This is a genomic window from Streptomyces sp. NPDC059567, from assembly GCF_042735655.1.
In the GTDB taxonomy this organism is placed as follows: Bacteria; Actinomycetota; Actinomycetes; order Streptomycetales; family Streptomycetaceae; genus Streptomyces.
Map to the genome: position 1 here is coordinate 27,746 of NZ_JBHWBS010000055.1, position 19,868 is coordinate 47,613.

The window sequence follows — 19,868 nt, forward strand, 5'->3', positions numbered from 1 at the left end:
CCTCCCCCTCTTGTTTTTAGGTTTTTTTTGGGGTGGGGGGGTGTTGTTTTTTTTTTTTTCCTGCTGGGGGGGGGGGGGGGGGGGGGGGCCCCCCCCCCCCCACGTCTCCGGACCTGATTTCCACCCCCTGACGGCGGCGCCCCCCGAGCCCCCTACGCCGGGCGTTTCAAGACCGTCAGGCTCAGCGGCGCCAGCGTCACGCGCTCGCCCGCCGCCACTTTCGGGCCCTCCTGGGGTGGGATGCCCTCCGGGTGCGAGGTGTCCACCACCACCCGCCACGTCTGACCGTGGTTGACCGGGACCTCGAACTCCAGCTCCTGCGACGACGCGTTGAACATCAACAGGAACGAGTCGTCAGCGATCCGTTCCCCCTGCGTCCCCGGCTCCGAGATCGCGTTGCCGTTCAGGAAGACCGACAGCGCCTGGGCGTGTGCCGCCTGCCAGTCCCGCGCGGTCATCTCCTCGCCCTCCGGGGTGAACCAGGCGATGTCCGTGAGCTCGTCGTGCGTGCCCTCCACCGGCCGCCCGTGGAAGAACCGGCGGCGCCGGAAGACCGGATGGTCCCGTCGCAGCCGGGCCATCGCACGGGTGAACTCCAGCAGGGTGCCCTCCTCCGAGGCGCCCGGCTCCGGCCAGCGCACCCAGGACACCTCGTTGTCCTGGCAGTACGCGTTGTTGTTGCCGCCCTGCGTCCGCCCGAACTCGTCGCCGTGGCTGAGCATCGGCACGCCCTGCGACAGCATCAGTGTCGCGATGAAGTTCCGCATCTGCCGGTTGCGCAGCTCGATGGTGCCGATGTCGTCCGTCTCGCCCTCGGCGCCGCAGTTCCACGACCGGTTGTAGCCCTCGCCGTCCCGATTGCCCTCCCCGTTCGCCTCGTTGTGCTTCTGGTTGTACGAGACGAGGTCGCGCAGCGTGAAGCCGTCGTGGCAGGTGACGAAGTTGACCGAGGCGAGCGGCCGCCGCCCGTCGTCCTGGTAGAGGTCGGACGAGCCGGTCAGCCGGGACGCGAACTCCGCGAGTGTCCGGGGCTCTCCGCGCCACAAGTCCCGTACGCAGTCCCGGTACTTGCCGTTCCACTCGGTCCACAACGGCGGGAAGTTGCCCACCTGGTAGCCGCCTTCGCCCACGTCCCACGGCTCGGCGATCAGCTTCACCTGGCTGACCACCGGGTCCTGCTGCACCAGGTCGAAGAACGAGGACAGCCGGTCCACCTCGTGGAACTGCCGGGCGAGCGTCGCCGCCAGGTCGAAGCGGAAGCCGTCGACGTGCATCTCGGTCACCCAGTACCGCAGGCTGTCCATGATCAGCTGAAGCACGTGCGGGGACCGCATGAGCAGCGAGTTCCCGGTGCCGGTGGTGTCCGTGTAGTACCGGCGGTCGTTCGCCAGCCGGTAGTACGAGGGGTTGTCCAGGCCCCGGAAGGAGAGCGTCGGGCCGAGGTGGTTGCCCTCGGCCGTGTGGTTGTAGACCACGTCGAGGATGACCTCGATCCCCGCCTGGTGCAGGGCCCGGACCGCCGACTTGAACTCCAGCACCTGCTGGCCCCGGTCGCCCCAGGAGGCGTAGGCGTTGTGCGGGGCGAAGAAGCCGATGGTGTTGTAGCCCCAGTAGTTCGAGAGGCCCGCGTCCACCAGCCGGTGGTCGTTGACGAACTGGTGCACCGGCATCAACTCCAGTGCCGTGACACCCAGTTCCTTGAGGTGGCCGATGACCGCCGGATGAGCGAGCCCCGCGTACGTCCCGCGCAGCTCCTCCGGCAGCTCCGGGTGGAGCATCGTCAGGCCCTTCACATGGGCCTCGTAGATCACCGTACGGTGGTAGTCGGTGCGCGGGCGCCGGTCGTCGCCCCAGTCGAAGTACGGATTGACCACGACCGAGGTCATCGTGTGCGGCGCCGAGTCCAGGTCGTTGCGCGAGTCCGGCCGCCCGAAGTGGTAGCCGTACACCGCCTCGCCCCAGTCGACCGAGCCCGAGACCGCACGGGCATAGGGGTCCAGGAGCAGCTTCGCCGAGTTGCAGCGCTGCCCGAGCTCCGGCGCGTACGGGCCGTGGACCCGGAACCCGTACCGCTGACCCGGCATCACTCCCGGCAGATAGGCGTGCCGGACGAAGGCGTCCGTCTCACGCAGCTCCACCGCCGTCTCCGAGCCGTCGTCGTGGAGCAGACACAGCTCGATTCTGTGGGCGGCCTCGGAGAAGACCGCGAAATTGGTTCCAGCGCCGTCGTAGGTGGCGCCCAGGGGATACGCCTGTCCCGGCCAGACCTGCATAGATAAGACTCTTCCATTCTGATCCGGGTGTTGGGGTGCACTCCGGCCAGATCCTGCCCGAAAAGGGGGCAACCTCCTAGGACTTCGGCCCGTCCTACCGGGTGACCAGTCACAAGGGGGATACAGAGGGGGAAGTGTGTACGAAATAGTGCGCCGCCATCTGGGGAAAGTGGTGGCGGGCGCGGCCATGGCGGTGACGGGGACCGCCGTCATGGTCGGGATCACCCTGCCGGGGAGCGCGGGGGCCGAGGGCACGCGCGGGAACGACCTCGCCGGGGGCCGTACCGCCGCGTCCGCACCGCCGGGATCGGCGGACGCCGCCGGTACGCCGCCGGAGCCCGCGACCCTGGCCACCGCACCGCCCGAGGGGGCGAAGGGAGTCGGCACCGACCCGCTCACCGACGACGAGCTCAAGCGGGCCGAGGCCCTGGCGCTGATCCCGCCGGCCGCCTCCGCGCAGCGCGACGTCGAAGGGGGCAGGGGGCCACAGCACCTGGCCACCGAGCTGGCCGATCCGCTGCCCGAGGAGATCGACAAACCCGGCTCGCCGCGCCGCGCCGAGGTCCGCTTCTACGACTACGGACGGAACGAGCTGATCACCCGGACCGTCAATCTCGAGACGGGAAAGGTCGAGCAGGCCGGCGTGCAGCGCGGGGTGCAGCCCTCGGCGCACCCCGAGGAGCTGCGCGAGGCCCTGGAGCTGATCCTGGCCAGTCCGCTCGGCAAGGGGGTCCGCGAGGACTACAAGGACGCCACCGGCAAGGCGCTGACCTCGACCGGCCAGCTCTGGTTCAACGGCGACGTCTACCGCACCTACCGCGAGGCGAAGGTGCCCGCCCCGCTCGCCGCGTGTGGCGAGCACCGCTGCGTCCGGCTCGTCACCAAGATCCTCAACGGCTCGTGGATCGACACCCGGAACCTCATCGTCGATCTCAGCGCCAGGACCGTCACGCGCGTCGGCTGACCACCGACGCTCCCCCAGCCTTCGGCCGGGGGTACCCCCAACGAGGGAGTTCTCGACCCATGCCCCACCCGTTCCTCTCGCGCGCCCGCAAGCAGGGCGCCGTCCTCGCCTCCGCCGCGCTCCTCGGCACCGCCACGGCGGCCGCGGGCCCGGTGAGCTCCGCCACGGCGGCACCCGCACCGCCCCGCCCCGACTGCTCCGCCGCCTACCGGGTCGAGCAGACCCTCGACGGCGGCACCACCTGGCGCATGTGCTGGCGCTACGACACCGACTCCGGGCTCGTCCTGGACAAGGTCACCTACCAGCCCAAGAGCGCGGCCGCCCCGATCCGCGTCCTGAACAGCGCCAAGCTCGCGCAGATCCACGTCCCCTACGACGACGGCAACGCCGAGTACGACGACCTCACCGGCGCCGGCTTCGGCTGGGGGCTGCAGAACCTGAAGCCGGCCGAGTGCCCCGGCGGCACGATCACCGCCGTGAAGGTGCCGGAGGCCGGCAACGTCAACGGCCTGTGCACCACCACCCGGGCACGCGGCCACGCCTACCGGATGGCCAACGACGAGGGCACGAAGGTCTGGCAGGCCCAGGGCAAGGACCTGCTCGTCTACACCGTCAACAAGGTGGCCTGGTACGAGTACATCACCGAGTGGCGGTTCTCCTCCGACGGCACGATCGCCGCCAACGTCGGCGCCACCGGCAGCCTTGCGCCGGGCGACTACAACGCGACCGACGGCCGCGGCTGGCCCATCGGCCCCGGCGCCCGCTCCTACGCCACCAGCCATGCCCACAACGTCTTCTGGAGGCTCGACTTCGGTCTCGACGGCAGCGTCAGGGACCGGATCGAGCAGTACGACTCCAAGGTCACGGCCCCGGCGCCCGGTGGCGGAGGGCCGACGGTGAAGACCACGCGCACCCCGGTGACGAAGGAGCTCGCGGGCGACGCGAAGAACATGCGCTGGTGGCGGGTGGTCAGCGCCACCGGCAAGAACAAGGACGGCCACGCCCGGTCGTACGAGATCGTGCCCGGCCCCTCCAACACCCACGCCGGGCGCGGCTTCACCAAGCACGACATCTACTTCACCCAGACCCGTGCCTGTGAGCAGTTCGCCAGCAACAACATCCTCGACTGCGGGCCGAACGCGCCCGACAGCGTGGACAGGTGGGTCAACGGCGAGACGCTGACCGACCCCGCCGTCTGGGTCAACATCGGGTTCCACCACATCGCCCGGGACGAGGACCAGCAGCCGATGCCGGTCCACTGGCAGGGCTTCCAGCTCGCACCCAGGGACGTTACCGCTATGAATCCGCTCACTCCGGCCGATCTCGCCGACCAGAACGGCGCTCCGAATCAGGGGAGTTGAGCAAGCAGCCTGCCGATCCTGCTGCACCGCCTCCCGCTCGCGGAGTACCCTTCCTTGATCGTCGACAGACGGTCGGAACGGGCGTCCAGAAGTAGAAGGCGGTGCGCGGGTGAGCTCGGGAGGTCTGGAGCTGCCCCCAGGTGACGCGGGTCACGAGGGGGGCTCCCCCGACCCCGTGGAAGTCCCGCCAGGAGCGGTCTCCGTCGCCAGGCCGATGGAGATCGGGGCGGAGCTCGACTGGGGCGCCGAAGCCTGGAGCGAGGTGCGCACCCGTGCCCAGCGGGCGGGCAGGGCCTACATCTGGCTGAATCTCGTCGAGCAGCGGCTGCGGGCCGTGGTGGCCGCCGTGCTGCGGCCGGTGTACGAACCGGTGCACGGTGAGGACTGGGTGGTGGCCGCGGCAGGCCCGGCGGGACAGGAGTGGGTGCAGCGCGCCGTCGCCGTCCGCGAGGTCTCGCGGCGCAAGGGCTATCTCCTCGACCCGGCCGACGACAACGTGCTGAGCTTCCTCACGCTCCCGCAGCTGCGGGAGCTGATGGTGCAGCACTGGCCCTGCTTCGAGCCGTACTTCGACGACCGGCGGGAGGTCGAGCTCGCCCTGGACGAGCTGGAGGTGACGCGCAACGTCGTCTCCCGCAACAGGGCCCTCTCGCTCACCGTGCTCGCCCAGTCCGAGCGTGCCTCGGCCCGGCTCCTGGAGATCCTCGGCAGCGGGGCGGCGGTGCCGTCCGCCGACCGGCTGCCGGTCGACGCCGTCGAGGACCTGGTGGGGGACCGGTACGCGGACGTGGTCTCCGTCCACCCCGACCGGGTGCGACTGCAGCGGCAGCTGCCGGCCGAGGACCTCTTCGGCGGGGCGCGGCGCCTCGACGCCACCGGCATAGGCCTGAATCTGCTGGTGCAGAACTTCTCCGGGCGGCGGCTCGTGCGGCTGGCCGAGTCGGGCTGCCGGATACGGCTGCTGTTCCTGAACCCGGCGAGCAGCGCCGTGAAGCGGCGCGAGCGCGAACTGGGCCTGAAGAAGGGCGAGCTGAGCCGCTCGGTGGAGATGAACATCCTCCATATGCGGCGGGTGCGCTCCAGGCTGCGCGATCCGGGCGCCTTCCAGATCCATGTCTTCGACGAGACGCCTCGCTTCACCGCCTACCTGGTGGACGGGGACGGGCCGGACGGCGTCGGCGTCGTCCAGTCGTATCTGCGGAAGGCGCGGGGGATGGAGGCGCCGGTCCTCGTACTGCGCGGGGGTGGCCGGAACGTGGTGCGCTCGGGGCAGCAGCCACGCGATGGTGATTACGGACTTTTCGCTACATACCGGGAGGAGTTCGAGTCGGTCTGGCTCGACTCCCGGCCGGTCTCCTGAGACCGGGCGCCCGTTGCCCGAGGGCCGTTGTCAGTGGCTCGTGCGAGGGTGTTCAGCACCACGGGGGAGATCACGTAAGGAGGCCCGATGGCTTGGCACGGGGAAGAGCTGGTCGGATTCGACCTGGAGACGACCGGCACCGAACCGCTGGAGGCGCGGATCGTGACGGCCTCGATCGTCGGCGTCCACGGCGGACGCGTCGCGAGGCAGCGGGACTGGCTCGCCGACCCGGGGATCCGTATCCCGGCACAGGCGTCCGCGATCCACGGCATCAGCAGCGAGCGGGCGGCCGCCGAGGGGCGGCCGGTGCGCGAGGTGGCCGACGAGATCGCCGAGACCCTGACGGGGTACTGGTCGCGGGGCGTCCCGGTCGTGGCGTACAACGCGTCCTTCGACCTGACACTGCTCTCCGCCGAGCTGCGGCGCCATGGGCTCCCCTCGCTGAGTGAGCGGCTGGGCGGCGCACCGATAGGCCCGGTCGTCGACCCGTACACCATCGACCGGGCCGTCGACCGCTACCGCCGCGGGAAGCGGACCCTGGAGGCGGTCTGCGCGGAGTACGGCGTCGTCCTCGAGGCGGCCCACCAGGCGGCGGCCGACGCGCTGGCCGCCGTGCGGGTGGCGGTCGCGATAGCCGAGCGGCACCGGTCGGTGGCCGAGCTGACTCCGGCGGAGCTCCATGAGCGTCAGATCGGCTGGTACCGCGTCTGGGCGGAGGACTTCCAGGACTTCCTGCGCCGCAAGGGCAGCCCGGAGGCGGTCGTCGACCCGACCTGGCCGCTGCGCGAGCCGGCCACGGTCGCCGGCTGACGACCGCCCGGCCGGACGACTCTCCGAGGACGACGCTCCGACCGGCGTCCGTCCGGCGTCCGAACGGCTGCGGTCAGCCGATCGGGTTCTCCGCCAGGAAGTCCAGGAGCAGCGCGTTGATCCGTTCCGGCTGGTCCAGCTGGAGCCAGTGACCCGCGTTCTCGACGCGCTCGTAGCGCCAGGTGCCGTCCACGTGCTTGCCGGTGCCGGACATGGACTGCTCGGTCATGAAGCGGTCGCCGGGGGACCACACACCCATCACGGGGCCGGGCAGCGGCGGCAGAGGCAGGGCCGGGCCGAACTGGACCTCGGCGGGGAGACCCGCCCGGTAGATGTTCAGCGCGGCAGTCAGCGCGCCGGGCGCCCGCAGCGGGTCGATGATCGCCTCCGCGTCGGGGTGCTCGCCCAGCATCTCCCGGAGGTTGGCGAAGTCGTCCCGGGCGAGCCACTCCTCGGCGAGCCCCGGGAACTGGAACAGAAGCATGTACCAGGACCGCTGCTTCTGCTCGGAGCCCGCGCCGAGGACGGACGCCACGTGACCGACCGACAGGATGCTCAGACTCGCGACCCGCTCGGGCGCGCCCTGGGCGAGACCCTGCACCACGCCCGAGCCCCAGTCGTGCCCGACCAGATGGACCCGGTCGATCTCCAGCCGGGCGAGGAGTTCGAGCAGGTCGCCGATGTGCCTGCCCGGGTGGTACGCCTCCACGCCGCCCTCCGGCCGGCCCGAGGCGCCGAAGCCGCGCAGGGTCGGAGCGACGCAGGTGTACCCGGCCGCGGTCAGGGCCGGCACCTGATGGCGCCAGAGATGGTGGCTGTCGGGAAAGCCGTGCACCAGCAGGACGGCCGGACCCTGGCCGCTCACCTCGACGTCGAGCGTCACCTCGGACAGTTCCACACGCATCACAACACCCCGATCGTGAGTGGGAATTCGAGCGGCGTGCCCCGCCTTGCCGTCAGAAGGGGTACCACCGCACCTCAGGGTCACCTTCCCGCAGGGAGGCCACGCGGCGCTCGAATTCGGCCAGCGCCTGGGGGTTCGTCGGAGCGTGCTGGGCCACCCAGGCGCAGCTGGCCGTCTCCCGGGCCCCGCGCAGCACCGCGCAACCGTCCCACTCCCGTACGTCCCAGCCGTACGCCTCGGTGAACGCGTCGTACGCGGCCGGGTCGAGTCCGTACCGGTCCCGGGAGAGGGCGAGCACCACCAGGTCGTGCTCGCGCAGATCGGAGGAGAAGGTCTCCAGGTCGACCAGGACAGGCCCCTCGGGGCCGACGTGGACGTTGCGGGGCAGTGCGTCACCGTGGATCGGACCGGGGGCGAGGTGCGGGGTGAGGGCGGCCGCCGCCGGGGCGAAGGAGTCCCGCCGCTCGCGCAGGAAGGCCGCGTCGGCCGGGTCGATCGCGTCTCCGGCCAGCCGCAGCCACCGCTCGACCCCGCCGAGCAGTTCCCGGCGCGGAAGCGTGAAGCCGGCGGGCTCGGGCAGGGCGTGGATCCGTCGCAGCAGCGGCGCCAGATCGCGCGGCTCGGCCGGACGCACGGCGTCCGGCAGCCGGTGCCAGAGGGTGACCGGGTGGCCCTCCACCAGGCGCGGCTTGGGCTCCGCCGCCCGCACGGCCGGGATGTCCGCCTCCTCCAGCCAGGCCGCGAGCGCCAGCTCCCGCTCGGCCCGGGGGAGCAGCTCCGCCTCCCGGCCGATCTTCACCACGAGATCGCCCACGGCGAAGACCGCGTTCTCTCCGAGTGCCAGCAGCGCCGCCTCCGGCTCGCGCACGGCGACGCCGTCCGCCTCGCCGCCGTCCGTCGTGCCGCGTGCCGCGCGGCCCGCCTCGCCGCCCGTCGGCAGCCCCGCGGCGGCCAGGATGTCCCGTGCCCGCGCCTCGTCCATCGCTCTCTCCCACCTGCCTGTGCGAATCAGCCAAAGTCTCGCATCCATGCAGGTGGCCTTGACGAACCGACGGCCTGTCAGGACCATGACGAAGGCCGAGACGGCGTGTCAAAAGGCGCATAAGGGGTCGAATCTGTGAGTGTGCTGGCGACCGCGACGAAGCGGTCCGGCGGTCCGAAGACCACCGGCGGGAGACCCGGTCAGGGGCGGGACCACAGCGCCTGGTTCCTGGTGCTGCCCGCGCTGATCCCCACCCTGATCCTCAGCGTCGGCCCGCTGCTCTACGGCATCGCCCTCGCCTTCACCGACGCCCAGTCAGGCCGTACCCAGGCCACCCAGTGGGTCGGCACGCTCAACTTCCAGGACCTGCTGCACGACACGCTCTTCTGGGACTCGTTCCGGATCGGCCTGCTGTGGGCCGTCGGTGTCACCCTCCCGCAGTTCCTGCTCGCCCTCGGCCTCGCGCTCCTGCTCAACCAGAACCTGCGCTTCCGCTGGCTGGCCAGGGCGCTCGCGATCATCCCCTGGGCCATGCCGGAGGTCGTCGTCGGCATCATGTGGCGGCTCGTCTACAACCCCGACGCGGGCATCCTCAACGAGACCATCCGCGATCTCGGCCTCGGCGACGGCCAGGAGTGGCTCACCGGGCTCGCCACCGCCCTGCCGGCCGTGATCCTCGTCGGCATCTGGGCCGGGATGCCGCAGACCACGGTCGCCCTGCTCGCCGGTCTGCAGAACACCCCGCACGAACTCCACGAGGCGGCCGCCCTCGACGGCGCGGGCGCCTGGCGCCGCTTCCGTACCGTCACCTGGCCCGCGCTCAAGCCGGTCGCCCTCGCCATCACGGCCCTGAACTTCATCTGGAACTTCAACTCCTTCGCCCTGGTCTACGTCCTGACCAACGGCGGACCCGGCGGACGCACCCGGCTTCCCATGCTCTTCGCCTACGAAGAAGCGTTCCGCTACGGGCAGTTCGGCTACGCCGCCGCGATGGGCTGTGTGATGGTCGCCGTCATCTCCGTGCTCCTCGCCCTCTATCTCGTCGGACGGCTGAAGGGAGACCAGGACCGGTGAGCGCGCTCCGCACCAGCAGGCCCGCGCGGTTCGGCCAGTACCTCGCGCTCCTCGCGTATCTGGTCTTCCTCGCCTTCCCGTTCCTCTGGCTGATCTCCACCGCCTTCAAGCCGGCGACGGAACTGGGCTCGCTGCACCCGACCTGGATCCCGAAGGACCCGACCCTCGCCAACTTCCGGCAGGCGTTCGAGGAGCAGCCACTGCTGCAGGCCGCGGGCAACAGCCTGATCGCCGCCCTCTCCGCGGCACTGATCGCCGTCGTCATCGCCACACCCATGGCCTATGTGATGGCCCGCCACCGTGGCCGGCTCTCCACCGCCGCCACCGGCTGGGTCGTGATCAGCCAGGCCTTCCCGTTCGTGCTGGTGATCATCCCGCTCTTCCTGGTCCTGAAGAACCTGCACCTGATCAACAGCCTCTTCGGCCTGGTCATGGTGTACGTCGTCTGGTCGCTGCCGTTCGCGCTGTGGATGCTCGTCGGGTACGTACGGGCCGTCCCGGCCGAACTGGAGGAGGCCGCGGCCGTCGACGGGGCGGGGAAGCTCCGCACCCTCGTCTCGGTCACCGCCCCGCTGCTCGCCCCCGGCATCGTCGCCACCGCGCTCTTCGCCTTCATCACCGCATGGAACGAGTTCTTCTTCGCGCTCGTCCTGCTCAAGACCCCGGAGAAGCAGACCTTGCCGGTCGTCCTCACCCACTTCCTCGGCGCGGAGGGCGTCGCCGATCTCGGACCGCTCGCCGCGGCCGCGTTCCTCGCCACGATCCCCTCGCTCGTCATCTTCGCGATCATCCAGAAGCGCATCACGGGCGGGATGCTGACCGGGGCGGTGAAGTCCTGATGCGCGTACGGGTGTTCACGGCAGCCGCGGCCGCGTTGGCGCTGCTGCTCACCGGGTGCTCCGGCGGGGGCGACTCCGACGGCGGCCCGATCCGGCTCCGCTTCCAGTCGCTGGCCTGGCAGAAGGAGTCCGTCGACGCCAACAAGGAACTGGTGAAGGAGTGGAACGCGGCCCATCCCGACGTCCAGGTCGACTATGTCCAGGGCAGCTGGGACTCCGTCCACGACCAGCTCCTCACCTCCTTCGAGGGCGGCGAGGCGCCCGACATCATCCACGACGCCTCCGACGACCTGGCCGACTTCGCCTACGGCGGCTACCTCGCCGACCTCCGCACGCTCCTGCCCGAGCGGCTCAAGGCCGACATCCCGGCGCGGAGCTGGCAGACCACGACCTTCGGCGAGGGGGTCTACGGCGTTCCCTTCCTCCAGGAACCCCGCGTGATCATGGCGAACAAGAAGATCCTGGAGTCCACCGGCGTCCGGATCCCGACCCCGGACAAGCCCTGGAGCTGGGAGGAGTTCCGGCAGATCACCAGGGAACTGACGGCCACGATGGGCAAGGGGAGGTACGCGGTCGCCTGGCCCCTCAAGGAACCGGTCTCCGTCAGCCTCAACCTGGGGCTCTCGGCGGGCGGGGAGCTCTTCCACCGGGAATCCGACGGAAGGGTGACCATCGGCTTCACCGAGGAGGACGGCGTCGTTCCCGGCACCATCCACGACCAGGTGAACACCGACCTCAGCGCCTCGCGCTCCACCCTCGGCACCGGCGGCTCCGACGCCCTGCCGGGCTTCTTCGGCGGCAAGTACGCGATGGTCCCGCTCGGCTTCTCGTACCGCCAGCAGATCACCCAGCAGGCACCCGAGGGCTTCGAGTGGATCGTGCTGCCGGCGCCCGCCGGGAAGGACGGGCTCGCGCAGGGCGTCAGCCCGCAGACGCTCTCGATCGCCGAGGACAGCCCGTACAAGCAGGAGGCGGCGCGCTTCCTCGACTTCTTCCTCCAGCCGGAGAACATGGTCCGTCTGGCTCGCGGCGACTGGATGCTGCCGACCGGCACGGCCGCGCTCGCGGACCCCTCCCTGCGCACCGCGAAGGACGGCTGGGCGACCGGAGCCGCCGTGGCCGAACATTTGCAACCCGCGCCTGCGCAATCGGTGCGCGGCTACCCGGAATGGAAGGACAAGGTGGCCACCCCGGCGTACCAGGAGTACTACAGCGGGGCGATCGACACCGAGGAGCTGCGCAAGCGTCTGGTGGAGGACGGGAACCTGGTCCTCGCCCGCTATCAGCGTCGCTGAGCCGCACTCCGCGCGGCGACGCATGGTCATCTGATTGTACGAGACGTCTCGTCTCGCTTACCGTGAAGCCATGACCGCCACTCCGCGCCCCGCCCACATTGCCATGTTCTCCATCGCCGCCCACGGCCATGTGAACCCGAGCCTCGAAGTGATCCGCGAGCTCGTCGCCCGCGGGCACCGCGTCAGTTACGCCATCCCCGCCTCCTTCGCCGAGAAGGTCGCCGCGACCGGCGCCACGCCGGTCGTGTACACCTCCACGCTTCCGACCGACGACGACCCGGACGCCTGGGGCACCGAACTCATCGACAACATCGAACCCTTCCTCCGGGACGCGATCCAGGCGCTGCCCCAACTCGCCGCGGCCTTCGACGGCGACCGTCCGGATCTCGTCCTCCACGACATCACCGCCTACCCGGCTCCGGTCCTCGCACACCGGTGGGATGTGCCCGCCGTGGGACTCTGGCCGAATCTCGTCCCGTGGGAGGGGTACGAGGAGGAGGTCGCCGAGCCCATGTTCGCCGAGCTCAAGGCCTCCGAGCGGGGCAAGGCGTACTACGCCCGCTTCGAGAACTGGCTCACCGAGCACGGCGTCGACACCCACCCCGACCGGCTCATCGCCCGCCCCCGCCGGGCGATCGTGCTCATCCCGCGCGCCCTCCAGCCGCATGCCGACCGGGTCGACGACGCCGTCTTCACCTTCGTCGGCGCCTGTCAGGGTGACCGGGCCGACCAGGGGGAGTGGAACCGGCCGGCGGGCGCGGAGAAGGTGCTCCTGGTCTCCCTGGGTTCGGCCTTCACCAAGCAGCCGGACTTCTACCGGGCGTGCGTGGCCGCGTTCGGTGGCCTGCCCGGCTGGCACGTCGTGCTCCAGATCGGCGCGTTCGTCGACCCGGCGGAGCTGGGGGAACTCCCCGCCAACGTCGAAGTGCACTCCTGGGTACCCCAGTTGGCGATCCTGAAGCAGGCGGACGCCTTCATCACCCACGCCGGGGCCGGCGGCAGTCAGGAGGGGCTGGCCACCGCCACCCCGATGGTCGCGGTTCCGCTGGCCACCGACCAGTTCGGCAACGCGGACATGCTCCAGTCCCTCGGCGTGGCCCGGCATCTGCCGATGGGGGAGGTGACCCCCGAACGTCTGCGCGAGGCCGTCCTCGCCCTCGTCGACGACCCCGAAGTGACCCTCCGCGCCAAGGAGGTCCAGGAGCGGATGGCGAGCGAGGGCGGAGCGCGCCGGGCGGCGGACCTGATCGAAGCCGAACTGTCCTAGGCCGTTACGCAATTGCGGGCCCCCGGGTGACCGGGGGCCCTCCGCGTGCGTCGAGTTGGGGCGAGTTGACCGATTTATTATTACGAAAGCTTGTTGAGTAAGTCACAGGTGTACGAAGGTCTTGATTTGCACTCGTCAATGAGCAAGGGTTTCGAGGCAGCTACCGGAGAGTTTCCTTCCAGTGGCTCATCCCCCCACAAATCCTGACGAGGAGACCCCTCTTCATGGCAATACACAAGCGTGTCCGCCGGACGAAGCTCATCGCCGTCTCGACCGCGATCGCGGCCGCGGCCGGAGTCACCGTCTTCACCACCCAGTTCGCCGGCGCGGCCCCCACGCCCGCCCTCGGAACTGTCTACGGCCTCGGCGCGGAAGGCGCCGTCGCGGGTAGCTACGTCGTTCTGCTGGACGAGAAGGCCGACAAGGGCGAGCTCGCGAAGGAGTACGGCGGCACCCTGCGCCGCAGCTACGACTCCGCGGTCAACGGCTTCTCGGTCAACGGGCTTTCGGAGACCGAGGCCAAGCGCCTCGCCGCCGACCCGGCCGTCGCCAAGGTCGTCCAGAACAAGAAGTTCTCCATCAACGCCACCCAGACGGACCCGCCCTCCTGGGGTCTGGACCGGGTCGACCAGGCCGAGACCGCCGGGGACAAGAAGTACACCTACCCCGACAAGGGCGGCGAAGGCGTCACCGCGTACGTCATCGACACCGGAGTCCGCGTCAGCCACGAGGACTTCGGCGGCCGTGCCGTCGACGGCTTCGACGCCATCGACAACGACAACACCGCCCAGGACGGCAACGGCCACGGCACGCACGTCGCCGGCACCATCGCGGGCACCGCCCACGGTGTCGCCAAGAAGGCGAAGATCGTCGCCGTCCGCGTCCTCGACGACAACGGCTCCGGCACCACCGAGCAGGTCGTCGCCGGCATCGACTGGGTCACCAAGAACCACCAGGGCCCGTCCGTCGCCAACATGAGCCTCGGTGGAGGCGCCGACCCCGCCCTCGACGACGCCGTCAAGAAGGCCATCGCCGCCGGCGTCACCTTCGGCGTCGCCGCGGGCAACGAGTCCTCCGACGCGGGCCAGGGCTCCCCCTCCCGTGTCCAGGAGGCGATCACCGTCGCCTCGTCCACCGAGGACGACCAGCAGTCCAGCTTCTCCAACTTCGGCTCCGTGGTGGACCTCTACGCCCCCGGCTCGGAGATCACCTCGGCCTGGAACGACAGCGACACCGGCACCAAGACCATCTCCGGTACGTCCATGGCGACCCCGCACGTGGTCGGCGCGGCCGCCGTCTACCTCGCGGGACACCCGGACGCCACCCCGGACCAGGTCGCCGAGGCCCTGGTCGCCGGAGCGACGCCCGACAAGATCTCCAACCCCTCCGAGGGCACCGCCAACAAGCTGCTCAAGATCGTCGAGTAGCGGCCCCGGCCCGATGACCGGCGGCCGCCGTGCCCTCCCCCACGGGGCACGGCGGCCGCCTATCGTGTGACCATGACGAAGACGTACGCCGTTCTGCTGCGCGGAATCAATGTGGGCGGACACCGCAAGGTGCCCATGGCGGAGCTCCGTTCCCTCCTCGACGGCCTCGGCCACCGCGACGTCAGGACCTATCTCCAGAGCGGGAACGCCGTCTTCACCACCGACGCCGACGAGCGGGGACTCGCCGCCGGCATCGAGGACGCCATCGAGAAGCGCTTCGGCTTCCGCGTCGACTGCCTCGTCCGCGACGCGGAGTACCTCGCCGCCGTCGCCGACGACTGCCCTTTCCCCGCCGCCGAGCTGGAGGGCAAGCAGCTCCACGTCACGTATCTCTCCGAGCGGGTCGACCCCGAGCGCTTCGCCGCCATCGACCAGTCGGCCTTCCTGCCGGAGGAGTTCCGGCTCGGCGACCGCGCGCTCTACCTCTACGCACCCGACGGTCTCGGCCGGTCCAAGCTCGGCGAGGCGCTCTCCCGTCCCGCCCTCTTCAAGGGGATCGTGGCCACCTCGCGCAACTGGAACACCGTGGTCAAGCTGGTGGAGATGACCCGCTCGTAGCGCAGAGGGGGACCCCGCCTCTTCGTTCAAGATCATCCGGGTGCAGAATGACCCGTATGTCGATGACGAACATACCGAAAACGGCAACGATCGACGATGCTGCGCCGATCGGCCGCACCCTGACCCGCGCCTTCGACGACGACCCGATGATGCGCTGGTTCTTCCCCGACGACGCCTCGCGCCAGGCACAGTTGGGCCGCTACTTCACCACGATCTTCACACGGCAGTACGTCCGTCACGGGGTGTGCGAGCGCACCGAGGCGGCCGCCGCGTTCTGGGCGCCGCCGGAGGCTCAGGCCAAGGCCGTTCCCGACGCGGAGACCATCCGGGAACTCCAGGACATCCTCGGCGACCGGGCCTCGCTGTTCAGGGACGCCGTGGAGACGGCCGCCGCGCACACGCCCCAGGAGCCGCACTGGTCCCTGGCGCTGATCGGCGCCGACCCGGCCGTCCAGGGGCAGGGGCACGGGTCCGCCCTGCTCCGCTCGGGCCTCGCCAAGGCCGACGCGGCGGGTCTGCCCACGTATCTGGAATCCTCCAAGCCGTCGAACATTCCCGTCTACGAGCACTTCGGCTTCACCGTGCGTGAGGAGCTGCGGCTGCCGGGCGGCGGGCCGGTGCTGTGGGGGATGTGGCGCGAACCGCGCGGCCCCGAGGCTTCGTAACGAACGTCAGGCCGGCGGAGCGTCGTCCGCGGCGCGCCAGGCGATCGCCAGACCCTCCAGCCACGCCGGGGGCAGCTCGGCGTCCTCCCACTCCGTCCGCAGCGCGGACGGAGTGGCGGTGAGGCGTTCGAGGACGGCGACGCTGGTGGGGGAGTGGATGAGGGAGTAGCGGCCGTGGACGGCGATGCGGCTGCCGGGCCCGTACAGCGCGTACACCTGGGCCAGTCGGCTCCGATGGGTCTCGGCGAACTCCTCCAGTCGCCCCGCGTACCCGACCCGTTCGACGACGCCCATCGTGCCGAGGACCGCGGTGAGGACCTCGTCCGACACCTCGGGGTCGAGATCCGAGGCGTGACTGAAGGCGAGGTAGAGCGGTGTCACGGCGACCTTCGCCCGCTCCACGTCCACCATCCCGACCGGGGTGCGGACGCGCGTGGCGTCTTCCCGGCCACTCCCGCGCAGGGGGTGGTCGGTCATCGCCGGGCCGATGGCGCGCCGCAGGGCCCGCTCGGCGAGGTTGACGAGTTCGCCGTCGACGGCCCGGGCGCCGGCGAGCCAGCCGGAGGCGTATGGCTCGCCGCCTTCCGGCGGGATACCCACCATCTTGCCGATCTCGCCGTGCGCCTCCGAGATCGCCCCGGCCTCGACGAGCGCGATCAGCTCCTCGGCGTCGACGTGGAACACGCCCGCGCGGCCGAGGAGTTCAAGGAGGGTCTTCTTCGCGTTCATGACGCTGGCGGAGTCCAGCGGGTGCTGGCCCTCTTCGGCGGTGTCGATGGTGTCCTCCTCGTCGGCCTCGGCCTGGTGCGGAGAGGCTTTCAGCTGGGGGTGGCCCTCGTCCAGCTTCTCAAAGATCGCCGGACGGGGCTGCCTTCCTAGCCGAGGGCCCGTTCCACCGTGGCGTAGGTGACGCCGTGGTCCGCCAGGGTCTCGGCGACGACACCGGGGCGGGCCGTGAGGGCGAGGAGCAGGTGCTCGTCACCGATCGCCTTCTCTCGGCGGCCGAGGCAGACGCGCAGGGACCGCTCCAGTACACCCTTCGCCTCGCCGGTGAAGGGCCGGTGCCCGGAGCGACGGACCCGCTCGTCACGGTCGTCGGCGAGCGCGCCCGGGCCGTGCGCCTCCTCGACCCGGGCGACGATCTCGGTCACATCGATCCCGAGCCCCGCCAGCGCGTCCGTGTCCGCCTTGGACAGCCCGCCCCGTCGGCGGGCGTCCGCGAGCGCCGCCTCCAGCGACTCCCGCCGGTCCGTCACTCCCAGGGCCCGCAGGACGAAGGACGCCTTGGTCCCTTCCGCGTCGAGGAGTGCGAGGAGCAGATGCTCCTCGGTGACCACGGGGGCGCCCTGGCGCTCGGCCTGGATCACCGCCCCCTTCACCACCGCCCGGGCCCCCTTCGTGAAGCGCTCGAACATCAATGCCTCCCGTGCTTCTTGTGGACGGCCTGACGGCTCACGCCCAGCTCCGCGGCGATCTCCTGCCACGACCAGCCCTGGGCGCGGGCGCTGCGTACCTGAACGGCCTCCAGCTGTTCGAGGAGCCGCCTCAGTGCGGAGACGGCGCGGAGCCCGACCCGGGGGTCGCGATCACCCGCCCGCTCGGCGAGATCGGTTGCATCGGTCATGCTGTCAACTTACGTTGACAGCCCGTTCGTGTCAACCGCGGTTGACAGGTGGGGAACCTGGCTTCGCTAGGCGGGGCTGTCGGCGAGCGCGTCCAGGAGGGAGGTGTCGGACGCGTCGAGACGGAGCGCGGCGGCGTCCAGGTTCTCCTCCAGATGCGCGAGCGAGCCGGTGCCGGGCGTCGGCAACAGTACGGGCGAGTGGTGCAGCAGCCAGGCCAGCAGCCAGGCCAGCACGATCTGCCCCCGGCTCGCCCCGAGCCGCCCCGCCACCGTGTCCAGCGCGGCCGCGGCCTCACCGGTCAGCACGCCGTTGGCCAGCGGGAACCACGGCAGGAACGCCAGACCGTGCGCCTCGCACACCTTCAGCACCGCCGCCGACTCCCGGTCGAGGAGGTTGAAGCGGTTCTGCACCGAGACGATCGAGGACGTCAGCGTCAGCGCCTGCGTCAGCTGCTCCGCGGTCACGGAGTCCAGGCCGACGTGCCGGATCTTCCCCGCCGCGCGCAGCTCGTCGAGCACGCCGAGCTGCTCCACCATCGGCACCCGCGGATCGAGCCGGTGCAGCTGGTAGAGGTCGATGCGGTCCGTCCGAAGCCGCCGCAGGCTCGCCTCGCACATCGCCCGCAGCCGCTCCGGCCGCCCCTCGATGTGCCAGGCGCTGTCGCCGGTCCGTACGACCCCGCCCTTGGTCGCGACGACGAGCTCGTCCCGGTAGGGATGCAGCGCCTCCGCGACCAGCTCCTCGGCGATACCGGGGCCGTAGTTGTCGGCGGTGTCGATCAGCGTGACGCCGCGCTCCACGGCCCGCCGCAGGACGGCGACCGCATCCGCCCGCTCGCCGCGCGGTCCCCAGTAGCCGGCTCCGGTGAGCTGCGCCGTGCCGTAACCGAGTCGCCGTACGGGGAGATCGCCGCCCAGCATGTACGTTTCCAAGACCATGGGTGGACGCTACGGCAATCATGGACGGCCACCGGAAGTGGCCCAGTTGACGGAGTCGAGAATGGACCGCCACCGGCGGCCGCCTGCTGGCTAGGCTCCTGCCATGACCACCGAAACGCAGCCCAGGACCGTCGTCGACTTCTACTTCGACCCCGCGTGCCCCTTCGCCTGGATCTCCTCCCGCTGGATGCTGGAGGTCGAAGAGCACCGTGACATCGAGCTGCGCTTCCGGGTGATGAGCCTGTACTTCCACAACGTCGGCAACGAGCTGCCCGAGTGGTACCGGGAGCTCGTCGACAAGTCGATCGGCCCGGTGCGGGTGGCGGCCGCGGCGGCCGAGAAGCACGGGGACGAGGTTCTGCGCCCCCTCTACACCGCGTACGGCACCCGCATCCACCAGGAGAAGCAGAAGGACTTCGACGCGGTGATCGCCGAGTCCCTGGCGGAGGTCGGACTGCCGGCCGAGCTCGCCGAGGCCGCGCACGACGACTCGTACGACGAGGTGGTCCGCCGCAGCCACGACGCCGGCAAGGACCCGGAGGCCGACGGCTACGTCGGCACGCCGACGATCCATGTCGACGGCACGGTCTGGTTCGGGCCGGTCCTGCGGGCCATCCCGCGCGGCCCGAAGGCGGCCGAGCTCTTCGACAGCTTCCGGGTGCTCGCCGGCCACTCCGACCTCTTCGAACTCAAGCGGACCCGGACGGGCGGGCTCGACTTCAGCTGAGAGCGCCCGCTGTCGCGATTCTTCAAGAGCGGCGGCAGCGGCCCGTCCTAGCCTCGGCGGCATGAACGACATCCACACACATCTCACCGTCGCCGCCGCCGAGGCCGCCCGGGTCGCCCGCGGAGTCACCGCCGACCGGCTCGCCCAGCCGTCCGTCTGCGCCGACTGGACCGTCCGTGAGCTCGTCAACCACCTCGTCCTCTACACCGGCCACGGCCTGGAGCATCGCGCCCGGCGCGAACAGCTCCCCGAGGAGATCGTCCAGCGGGACTTCACGGCCGACGCCGACTGGGCGGAGCGGTACGCGTCCCAGCTCGACCGCGCGCTCGCGGCCTGGGAGAAGCCGGACGTCTGGGACGGCGAGGTGGACACCGGCTACGTGACCATGCCGGCGACGGTCATCGCCTCGCTGCTCGTCAAGGAACTCGCCCTGCACGGCTGGGACCTGGCCCGCTCCACAGGCCAGGACTTCACCGTCCCGGAGGCGACGGGGCGGTTCCTGCTCGGGGTCGTCGAGGAACACGCCGAGACCTACCGCCAGTACGACGGCTTCGCCGAGCCCTTCGAGGCGCAGGACGACGCCCCCGCCTTCGCCCGCGCCCTCGCGACGAGCGGCCGCGACCCCAGGGGCTAGCGGGTGTCTTGTCGATCAGGCCGGGCTCGCGGCGTCTGGCACCGCTCCCCCAAGCTCTTCGAGCAGGGGGTACCCCCAGCCGCGTTGTCGTCGGTCGCCAACGCC

General features: G+C 70.7%; 20 protein-coding genes. 13 read left to right on the forward strand and 7 right to left on the reverse strand.

What is annotated here, in order from left to right; genetic code table 11:
- Positions 1-152: 152 nt before the first annotated feature.
- Positions 153-2,273 (reverse strand): glycogen debranching protein GlgX, encoded by a 2,121-nt coding sequence (glgX, locus tag ACFVZW_RS23255; RefSeq protein ID WP_384524297.1) that lies wholly within the window; start codon positions 2,271-2,273, stop codon positions 153-155.
- A gap of 136 nt (positions 2,274-2,409) precedes the next feature.
- Here glgX and ACFVZW_RS23260 point away from each other — a divergent pair, with 136 nt between their 5' ends.
- The 4 genes from ACFVZW_RS23260 to ACFVZW_RS23275 all read left to right on the forward strand — a co-directional run bounded on the left by ACFVZW_RS23260 (position 2,410) and on the right by ACFVZW_RS23275 (position 6,768).
- Positions 2,410-3,237, forward strand: coding sequence for a Tat pathway signal sequence domain protein (locus ACFVZW_RS23260; RefSeq protein ID WP_384524300.1), 828 nt, complete (start codon positions 2,410-2,412; stop codon positions 3,235-3,237).
- A 59-nt stretch (positions 3,238-3,296) separates the two neighbouring features.
- A complete protein-coding gene (locus tag ACFVZW_RS23265; protein ID WP_384524302.1) occupies positions 3,297-4,598 on the forward strand; it encodes a copper amine oxidase in 1,302 nt (433 codons plus the stop codon).
- Positions 4,599-4,707: 109 nt separating this feature from the next.
- The gene (locus ACFVZW_RS23270) at positions 4,708-5,958 is read left to right on the forward strand and encodes an SAV2148 family HEPN domain-containing protein (protein ID WP_384524305.1); all 1,251 of its coding nucleotides are present in this window, start codon (positions 4,708-4,710) and stop codon (positions 5,956-5,958) included.
- Positions 5,959-6,045: 87 nt separating this feature from the next.
- Positions 6,046-6,768 carry a 3'-5' exonuclease gene (locus tag ACFVZW_RS23275; RefSeq protein ID WP_384524308.1) on the forward strand — a complete coding sequence of 241 codons (723 nt, stop codon included), beginning with the start codon at positions 6,046-6,048 and terminating at the stop codon, positions 6,766-6,768.
- A gap of 73 nt (positions 6,769-6,841) precedes the next feature.
- Here ACFVZW_RS23275 and ACFVZW_RS23280 read toward each other — a convergent pair whose 3' ends face one another.
- Positions 6,842-7,672, reverse strand: coding sequence for an alpha/beta fold hydrolase (locus tag ACFVZW_RS23280; RefSeq protein WP_384524311.1), 831 nt, complete (start codon positions 7,670-7,672; stop codon positions 6,842-6,844).
- Positions 7,673-7,724: 52 nt separating this feature from the next.
- Positions 7,725-8,654: a phosphotransferase enzyme family protein gene (locus tag ACFVZW_RS23285; RefSeq protein WP_384524314.1), complete on the reverse strand. Its 930-nt coding sequence runs from the start codon at positions 8,652-8,654 to the stop codon at positions 7,725-7,727.
- Between the two features lie 144 nt (positions 8,655-8,798).
- Between ACFVZW_RS23285 and ACFVZW_RS23290 the strand changes: the two genes are divergently transcribed.
- The 7 genes from ACFVZW_RS23290 to ACFVZW_RS23320 all read left to right on the forward strand — a co-directional run bounded on the left by ACFVZW_RS23290 (position 8,799) and on the right by ACFVZW_RS23320 (position 15,839).
- On the forward strand, positions 8,799-9,728 hold the full coding sequence (locus ACFVZW_RS23290) for a carbohydrate ABC transporter permease (RefSeq protein ID WP_384524359.1): 930 nt from the start codon (positions 8,799-8,801) through the stop codon (positions 9,726-9,728).
- A complete protein-coding gene (locus tag ACFVZW_RS23295) occupies positions 9,725-10,567 on the forward strand; it encodes a carbohydrate ABC transporter permease (RefSeq protein WP_384524317.1) in 843 nt (280 codons plus the stop codon). Before ACFVZW_RS23290 ends, ACFVZW_RS23295 begins: the two co-directional genes overlap by 4 nt.
- On the forward strand, positions 10,567-11,862 hold the full coding sequence (locus tag ACFVZW_RS23300) for an ABC transporter substrate-binding protein (protein ID WP_384524320.1): 1,296 nt from the start codon (positions 10,567-10,569) through the stop codon (positions 11,860-11,862). The genes ACFVZW_RS23295 and ACFVZW_RS23300 overlap by 1 nt, the downstream gene beginning before the upstream one ends.
- 70 nt (positions 11,863-11,932) lie before the next feature.
- Positions 11,933-13,129: a macrolide-inactivating glycosyltransferase gene (mgt, locus tag ACFVZW_RS23305; protein WP_384524323.1), complete on the forward strand. Its 1,197-nt coding sequence runs from the start codon at positions 11,933-11,935 to the stop codon at positions 13,127-13,129.
- Positions 13,130-13,353: 224 nt separating this feature from the next.
- Positions 13,354-14,556 carry a S8 family serine peptidase gene (locus tag ACFVZW_RS23310; protein ID WP_384524326.1) on the forward strand — a complete coding sequence of 401 codons (1,203 nt, stop codon included), beginning with the start codon at positions 13,354-13,356 and terminating at the stop codon, positions 14,554-14,556.
- 72 nt (positions 14,557-14,628) lie between these two features.
- Positions 14,629-15,174, forward strand: a complete 546-nt coding sequence (locus tag ACFVZW_RS23315; protein WP_384524329.1) for a DUF1697 domain-containing protein — start codon at positions 14,629-14,631, stop codon at positions 15,172-15,174.
- 56 nt (positions 15,175-15,230) lie between these two features.
- Positions 15,231-15,839 (forward strand): GNAT family N-acetyltransferase, encoded by a 609-nt coding sequence (locus ACFVZW_RS23320; protein ID WP_384524332.1) that lies wholly within the window; start codon positions 15,231-15,233, stop codon positions 15,837-15,839.
- Between the two features lie 6 nt (positions 15,840-15,845).
- Here ACFVZW_RS23320 and ACFVZW_RS23325 read toward each other — a convergent pair whose 3' ends face one another.
- The 4 genes from ACFVZW_RS23325 to ACFVZW_RS23340 form a co-directional block, all read right to left on the reverse strand.
- Positions 15,846-16,568: a hypothetical protein gene (locus ACFVZW_RS23325; RefSeq protein ID WP_384524335.1), complete on the reverse strand. Its 723-nt coding sequence runs from the start codon at positions 16,566-16,568 to the stop codon at positions 15,846-15,848.
- A 146-nt stretch (positions 16,569-16,714) separates the two neighbouring features.
- Positions 16,715-17,254 (reverse strand): Clp protease N-terminal domain-containing protein, encoded by a 540-nt coding sequence (locus tag ACFVZW_RS23330; protein WP_384524338.1) that lies wholly within the window; start codon positions 17,252-17,254, stop codon positions 16,715-16,717.
- Positions 17,254-17,463 carry a helix-turn-helix domain-containing protein gene (locus ACFVZW_RS23335; RefSeq protein ID WP_329114377.1) on the reverse strand — a complete coding sequence of 70 codons (210 nt, stop codon included), beginning with the start codon at positions 17,461-17,463 and terminating at the stop codon, positions 17,254-17,256. Before ACFVZW_RS23335 ends, ACFVZW_RS23330 begins: the two co-directional genes overlap by 1 nt.
- Before the next feature lie 66 nt (positions 17,464-17,529).
- Entirely contained in the window at positions 17,530-18,402 is an 873-nt protein-coding gene (locus ACFVZW_RS23340; RefSeq protein WP_384524341.1) for an aldo/keto reductase, read from the reverse strand.
- Positions 18,403-18,505: 103 nt separating this feature from the next.
- Between ACFVZW_RS23340 and ACFVZW_RS23345 the strand changes: the two genes are divergently transcribed.
- Both ACFVZW_RS23345 and ACFVZW_RS23350 read left to right on the forward strand, forming a co-directional pair.
- On the forward strand, positions 18,506-19,129 hold the full coding sequence (locus ACFVZW_RS23345; RefSeq protein WP_384524344.1) for a DsbA family protein: 624 nt from the start codon (positions 18,506-18,508) through the stop codon (positions 19,127-19,129).
- A gap of 61 nt (positions 19,130-19,190) precedes the next feature.
- Complete coding sequence (locus tag ACFVZW_RS23350) at positions 19,191-19,763, forward strand: TIGR03086 family metal-binding protein (RefSeq protein WP_384524347.1); 573 nt, start codon at positions 19,191-19,193, stop codon at positions 19,761-19,763.
- Positions 19,764-19,868 lie beyond the last annotated feature (105 nt).

Coding starts and splice junctions, on each gene's coding strand:
- glgX (WP_384524297.1), bottom strand. CDS start 2,273: ATGCAGGTCTGGCCGGGACAGGCGTATCCCCTGGGCGCCACCTACGAC.
- ACFVZW_RS23265 (WP_384524302.1), top strand. CDS start 3,297: ATGCCCCACCCGTTCCTCTCGCGCGCCCGCAAGCAGGGCGCCGTCCTC.
- ACFVZW_RS23275 (WP_384524308.1), top strand. CDS start 6,046: ATGGCTTGGCACGGGGAAGAGCTGGTCGGATTCGACCTGGAGACGACC.
- ACFVZW_RS23280 (WP_384524311.1), bottom strand. CDS start 7,672: ATGCGTGTGGAACTGTCCGAGGTGACGCTCGACGTCGAGGTGAGCGGC.
- ACFVZW_RS23285 (WP_384524314.1), bottom strand. CDS start 8,654: ATGGACGAGGCGCGGGCACGGGACATCCTGGCCGCCGCGGGGCTGCCG.
- ACFVZW_RS23300 (WP_384524320.1), top strand. CDS start 10,567: ATGCGCGTACGGGTGTTCACGGCAGCCGCGGCCGCGTTGGCGCTGCTG.
- mgt (WP_384524323.1), top strand. CDS start 11,933: ATGACCGCCACTCCGCGCCCCGCCCACATTGCCATGTTCTCCATCGCC.
- ACFVZW_RS23310 (WP_384524326.1), top strand. CDS start 13,354: ATGGCAATACACAAGCGTGTCCGCCGGACGAAGCTCATCGCCGTCTCG.
- ACFVZW_RS23315 (WP_384524329.1), top strand. CDS start 14,629: ATGACGAAGACGTACGCCGTTCTGCTGCGCGGAATCAATGTGGGCGGA.
- ACFVZW_RS23320 (WP_384524332.1), top strand. CDS start 15,231: ATGTCGATGACGAACATACCGAAAACGGCAACGATCGACGATGCTGCG.
- ACFVZW_RS23325 (WP_384524335.1), bottom strand. CDS start 16,568: ATGAACGCGAAGAAGACCCTCCTTGAACTCCTCGGCCGCGCGGGCGTG.
- ACFVZW_RS23330 (WP_384524338.1), bottom strand. CDS start 17,254: ATGTTCGAGCGCTTCACGAAGGGGGCCCGGGCGGTGGTGAAGGGGGCG.
- ACFVZW_RS23335 (WP_329114377.1), bottom strand. CDS start 17,463: ATGACCGATGCAACCGATCTCGCCGAGCGGGCGGGTGATCGCGACCCC.
- ACFVZW_RS23340 (WP_384524341.1), bottom strand. CDS start 18,402: ATGGTCTTGGAAACGTACATGCTGGGCGGCGATCTCCCCGTACGGCGA.
- ACFVZW_RS23345 (WP_384524344.1), top strand. CDS start 18,506: ATGACCACCGAAACGCAGCCCAGGACCGTCGTCGACTTCTACTTCGAC.
- ACFVZW_RS23350 (WP_384524347.1), top strand. CDS start 19,191: ATGAACGACATCCACACACATCTCACCGTCGCCGCCGCCGAGGCCGCC.